Consider the following 4,568-nt stretch of genomic DNA (forward strand, 5'->3'; position numbering starts at 1 on the left):
TCCAAGGCCAGACACTCCGGTTTGAGCACCACCAACAGCAAAGTTTACGCTTTGATTAGTCGTCGCACCATGGAAGAAAAAACTCACCCGAGGACTATCGGGAGTGATACTGATGGGAGAAAGTGTCGGGGAATCTGGTAAAACCAACGACAAATCAGTAGATCGCTTCACCTCTATCTCCAGAGCATCTGCTAGATAATCTACCCAGATCGGACCATTGCTAAAACGTCCCTCAAAGTAGGGTGGACTCTGGGGGATTATGGAAATGGTGGGATTTAGCTCATTCCCTGCCTTAGTGATATTGAAGGTATTGCCAGAATCCGATAGGCTATCACCAAACACATAAAGATTAGTGAACTCTAAATCATATGCCCTAGCTTCACAGGGCAATATTAAAGTGAATAGAGAAAATCCTAAGGCCGTAATTGTGTTTTTCATTTTTGATTGTCTGTGATTGTGGCTAGCCCTTTCAAGACAAACCTAACAACCTACAGAAATAGAGTACTGCTTTGGGTGACCCTCTTTATTAAGAGCTGGCAAAATTTTTGAGTTATAGTATAAATAAACAATAAAGTCTTACAATAAATTTAATCAGGCTAGATCTGGTATTATGTCCGGTAACATCGATAGTGTAAAGCGTGGGTAATTGATAATTGGTAATCGGGAATTGGTAAGTGTGATTACTACCAAGCTATTCCCTATTTCCCCTTACCGGTTACTAAAATAAACAACAAATAACACTACCGAAACAACCGGACACGATCTGACAGGTTAGTCGCTTTTTCCTAAAATACGGTTATGGCATTTAGATACTCTACCAGTGGTGCTACATCAGTCATTTCCAGAAGAGTAGCTGAAAAATCTTCCACTTATTCTCCTAGCAAGAATGAACTCCATGATGTCCAGGAGCCGATTATCACTGCTCCCCTAGAAGTGCGCCGAATTATAGAGCGAGTATTGCAAGCAGAAAAGGATAAACTCTATATGAAAACTCCCCGTAATATTAATGACGATATCTTGAGAATTGTCAAGGAAGAAGTGCAATGAAGCTGCTATCGATTCAGCTATATAATTTTCGTCAGTTTTATGGTAAAACTCCCGTCATTGTGTTAGCTAGTGGCGAGCGAAACACTACGATTATTCATGGGAATAATGGTGCTGGTAAGACTACCATACTGAATGCTTTTTCGTGGGTGCTCTATGAAAAGTTTAGTGCTGCTTTTGCTTCAGAAGACCAACTGCTGAATAAGCGAGCTCTTGCTGAAGCTCAGTTCAATAAACCAGTAGACTGTTGGGTAGAAGTGGCATTTGAACACAATAATAAACGCTACCAAGTCAAACGTCTATGTCGTACTTACAAAACTGAGGTAGGAGTCGAGCAAGGTAACACAGAATTGTATCTACAAATCGCTGGAGATGATGGACGCTGGTTATTGCCTCAACAACTACCTGAGGATATTATTGGTCAAATTTTACCAGCTAGTTTGCACCAATACTTCTTTTTTGATGGAGAACGAATTGAACAACTGGTACGCTCGGATAAAAAGTCGGAAGTTGCGGAAGCAACCAAGACCTTGCTAGGGGTAGAAGTTTTAAATCGCTCCATTAAACATTTAAGGGAAGCGAAAAAAACCTTAGACTATGAATTGTCTTTAATTGGCGACTCGGAAACTAAGCAATTGCTTAAACAACAGAGAAAATCGGAAAAGACGAGTCAGAGTCTACTAAAGCGTCAAAGGGAAATCAAGCAGGAGTTAGAGGATCAAGATGAGTTAAAGAAGACAATTGGTCAACGGTTATTAGAACTCGGTGGCGCTCAGGAGTTACAACAGCTGCGGGATGAACTAGAAGCTAGGGAAAAGTTAATTAGAGAACAGCTAAAACAAAGCCAACATATTTTGAAACGAGCTATATCAACTCGTGGCTATACGGTGCTGCTCTCAGAGGTAAGCTCAACTTTTCAAGAGATTGTCAAAGATTTAATCACCGAAAGAGGGGAATTACCTGTTGGAATTAAGCAGCAATTTGTTGGGGATTTACTTAAACACAAGCGCTGTATCTGTGGTGTAGAATTAACTGAGGGAACTCATGCTCATCAGCAAGTAGCAGCCTGGATGGATAAAGCCGGAATGGCTGAAGTGGAAGAAAATGCAATAAGGATGGGTTCCCAGGTTGATGAAATTAACCAACAGGTGCCTGAATTTTGGCAGGATGTTGACCAACAACAAGATACTATTGCTCAGGGAAGAACTGAGCTTTCTAGAATTGAGACCCAACTAGATGATATCAAGAAAAAGTTACGTAACTTTCCCGATGAGGATATCAGTCTGCTCCAACAACAGTTGGATGAGATAGATACTAGGATTCGGGAGCTAACTCTAGAGCAAGGAGGTAATCAACAACAAATTGAACAGTTGGATACAGACATTGACTTAAAGGATAAGCAGATTGCTAAGCACAAAATGAATGAAAGTAAGCAGGCGTTGATACAGCGACGGATTGCTGCTGCTCAAGATTCTATTGAACGGTTAATTGAAGTTAGGGAACGTTTAGAAACTCAGTTTCGGACTTCTTTGGAAAAGCGGGTCCAGGAGATATTTATCTCAATTTCCTTTACACCCTACATTCCTAAGTTGAGTGATAAGTATGAGTTAACCTTAGTAGAAAGTACTCTTGGGTTAGAAAACCTAGTTGCTGCGTCTACGGGAGAAAATCAGATTCTAAGTTTATCCTTTATCGGGGGAATTATTGACCGAGTTAGAGATTGGAGTCAAGAGCATTCTCTGATGGGACCTGATAGTAGTACTTTTCCTATTGTAATGGATTCTCCCTTTGGAAGCTTGGATGAAATCTATCGTCGGCGAATTGCTAATATCTTGCCTAGACTGGCGAATCAATTAGTAGTTTTAGTGACTCAGACTCAGTGGCGAGGAGAAGTGGCTGATGAGATACTTCCTTTTCTTGGTAAAGAGTATGTGTTGACTTACAATTCTCCTAAGTCTGATTGTGAAGAAGATGTTATTCAGCTAGCTGGAAATCGTTATGATTTGGTAAGACGTAGTCCAAATCAGTTTGAATACACTGAGATTGTTGAGGTCGATTATGAATAAGTATTCAGCTATCAGCCTATGGCTGATAGCTGACCACTGAATTCTTACAATAGTAAGTGCCTGAGAGAATTAATAACAGCTACATATAGATAGCTCAAGCCATGTCTTACAGCGAATTTACTCTAGATACACTTAAACATCAATTTAACCTATCGATTCAAGAACGAGTTAACTTATTTGAATCAGTTGAACCAGTTACTCCTAGCCCTTTATTGAAAGAGATTCTAGCAGAAAACCTACCTCTAGGATTGGAAATCGATACGGAAAAAGCCCGCTCTGAATTGATTGTTGCTCCTATTTTAGTGGAAATTCGCAAGCAATTCAAGCGTCAAATCAGCCTTTTTTCTGGCACAGAGTTTACTATCGATAAAAGTCAAGGATTAAACGGTAGGTGTGATTTTATTATTAGTCATTCACCTGAACAGTTGGATGTTACTGCTCCCATTGCTATTCTAGTTGAAGCAAAAAACGATAACCTTAAATCCGCTATCCCTCAGTGTATTGCTGAAATGGTTGCTGCTCAAGTTTTTAATGAGCACAAAAATAATCCTATTCCGTTTATCTATGGTGGTGTTACAACTGGCAGTCTCTGGAAATTTCTGAAATTAGTGAAAAATTCGGTTTCTATTGAGTCAGAAGAACACTTTATTGGTAATTTAGAGGCTCTGCTCGGTATTCTGTCACATATTATTAACAGCACTCGCCCTCAATCTCTTGCTGAAACCTAGTGATAATTCTGGGATAGTGGCCAGAAAAGTCGGTAAGTATAATATAGACTACATCAAGGGGTAAGCAATAATATTATTTATTGGTTTTACTAAAAAAATGTAATTGTTATGATTATCAATATAATTAAAAGTTAAGATATTGTTTTGATATGTTGATGATTATTCTGTAAAATAGGGTTAATTACCACAACTAGTCAATCTTATTGAAGTGACTAGGGTTGAAGGTTACCTTACTCCTTACCTTGAATAAGATAAGGAGTGAATTATGCTATAATATTCTAAATTTGAACATCATTTCACGTAAAACTTAGAACTTAAGCTGATAGCTGACGGCTGATGGCTAATGGCTGATAGCTCACAATAGCACTCGATCGCGTAATCACTGCACAATAGGATAGTTCCTTGCTCTTTTCCCTACTATGTCCATTGTCCTAACCGATACCAAAAACTTACTCTCTGACCTAATTGCTCAATATGGCTCCCGTGTCGATTACTTAGCCATTCGCTTAGAAGAAGCTGAAGGAACTAGCATTTTATTACGGGGTGACAAGATCGAAACCCTTAGTGAAGGTCTGTCTATCGGTGGACAAGTAAGAGCATGTTATAAGGGAGGATGGGGTTTTTCGAGTTTTAACCAGCTTAGCGCTATTAAAGAACGAGTCGAAGATGCGATCGCAGCAGCTCGGATTGTGGGTAATGAAGAAACAGGAGTTTATTACGCAGATCTGCT

General features: G+C 39.5%; 5 protein-coding genes. 4 read left to right on the top strand and 1 reads right to left on the bottom strand.

Features of this window, described 5'->3' with window-relative positions; translation table 11 throughout:
* Positions 1-438, bottom strand: a 438-nt coding sequence (locus F6K52_RS32715) for an SGNH/GDSL hydrolase family protein (protein WP_293088708.1), incomplete at its 3' end; no start/stop codon positions are given.
* Between the two features lie 360 nt (positions 439-798).
* On the opposite strand from F6K52_RS32715, the gene F6K52_RS32720 reads away from it, so the two are divergent.
* From F6K52_RS32720 to F6K52_RS32735, 4 genes are all read left to right on the top strand, one after another.
* Positions 799-1,047 (top strand): hypothetical protein, encoded by a 249-nt coding sequence (locus F6K52_RS32720; RefSeq protein ID WP_071102399.1) that lies wholly within the window; start codon positions 799-801, stop codon positions 1,045-1,047.
* On the top strand, positions 1,044-3,110 hold the full coding sequence (locus tag F6K52_RS32725; protein ID WP_293088710.1) for an AAA family ATPase: 2,067 nt from the start codon (positions 1,044-1,046) through the stop codon (positions 3,108-3,110). The genes F6K52_RS32720 and F6K52_RS32725 overlap by 4 nt, the downstream gene beginning before the upstream one ends.
* A gap of 101 nt (positions 3,111-3,211) precedes the next feature.
* Entirely contained in the window at positions 3,212-3,838 is a 627-nt protein-coding gene (locus F6K52_RS32730; protein ID WP_293088712.1) for a hypothetical protein, read from the top strand.
* A gap of 419 nt (positions 3,839-4,257) precedes the next feature.
* Positions 4,258-4,568, top strand: a 311-nt coding sequence (locus tag F6K52_RS32735) for a DNA gyrase modulator (RefSeq protein ID WP_293088714.1), incomplete at its 3' end; no start/stop codon positions are given.

The organism is Moorena sp. SIO3H5 (assembly GCF_010692395.1).
In the GTDB taxonomy this organism is placed as follows: Bacteria; Cyanobacteriota; Cyanobacteriia; order Cyanobacteriales; family Coleofasciculaceae; genus Moorena.

What these genes read in the sequence shown, in the direction of transcription:
- F6K52_RS32720 (WP_071102399.1), top strand. Translation starts at nt 799, where the DNA reads ATGGCATTTAGATACTCTACCAGTGGTGCTACATCAGTCATTTCCAGA.
- F6K52_RS32725 (WP_293088710.1), top strand. Translation starts at nt 1,044, where the DNA reads ATGAAGCTGCTATCGATTCAGCTATATAATTTTCGTCAGTTTTATGGT.
- F6K52_RS32730 (WP_293088712.1), top strand. Translation starts at nt 3,212, where the DNA reads ATGTCTTACAGCGAATTTACTCTAGATACACTTAAACATCAATTTAAC.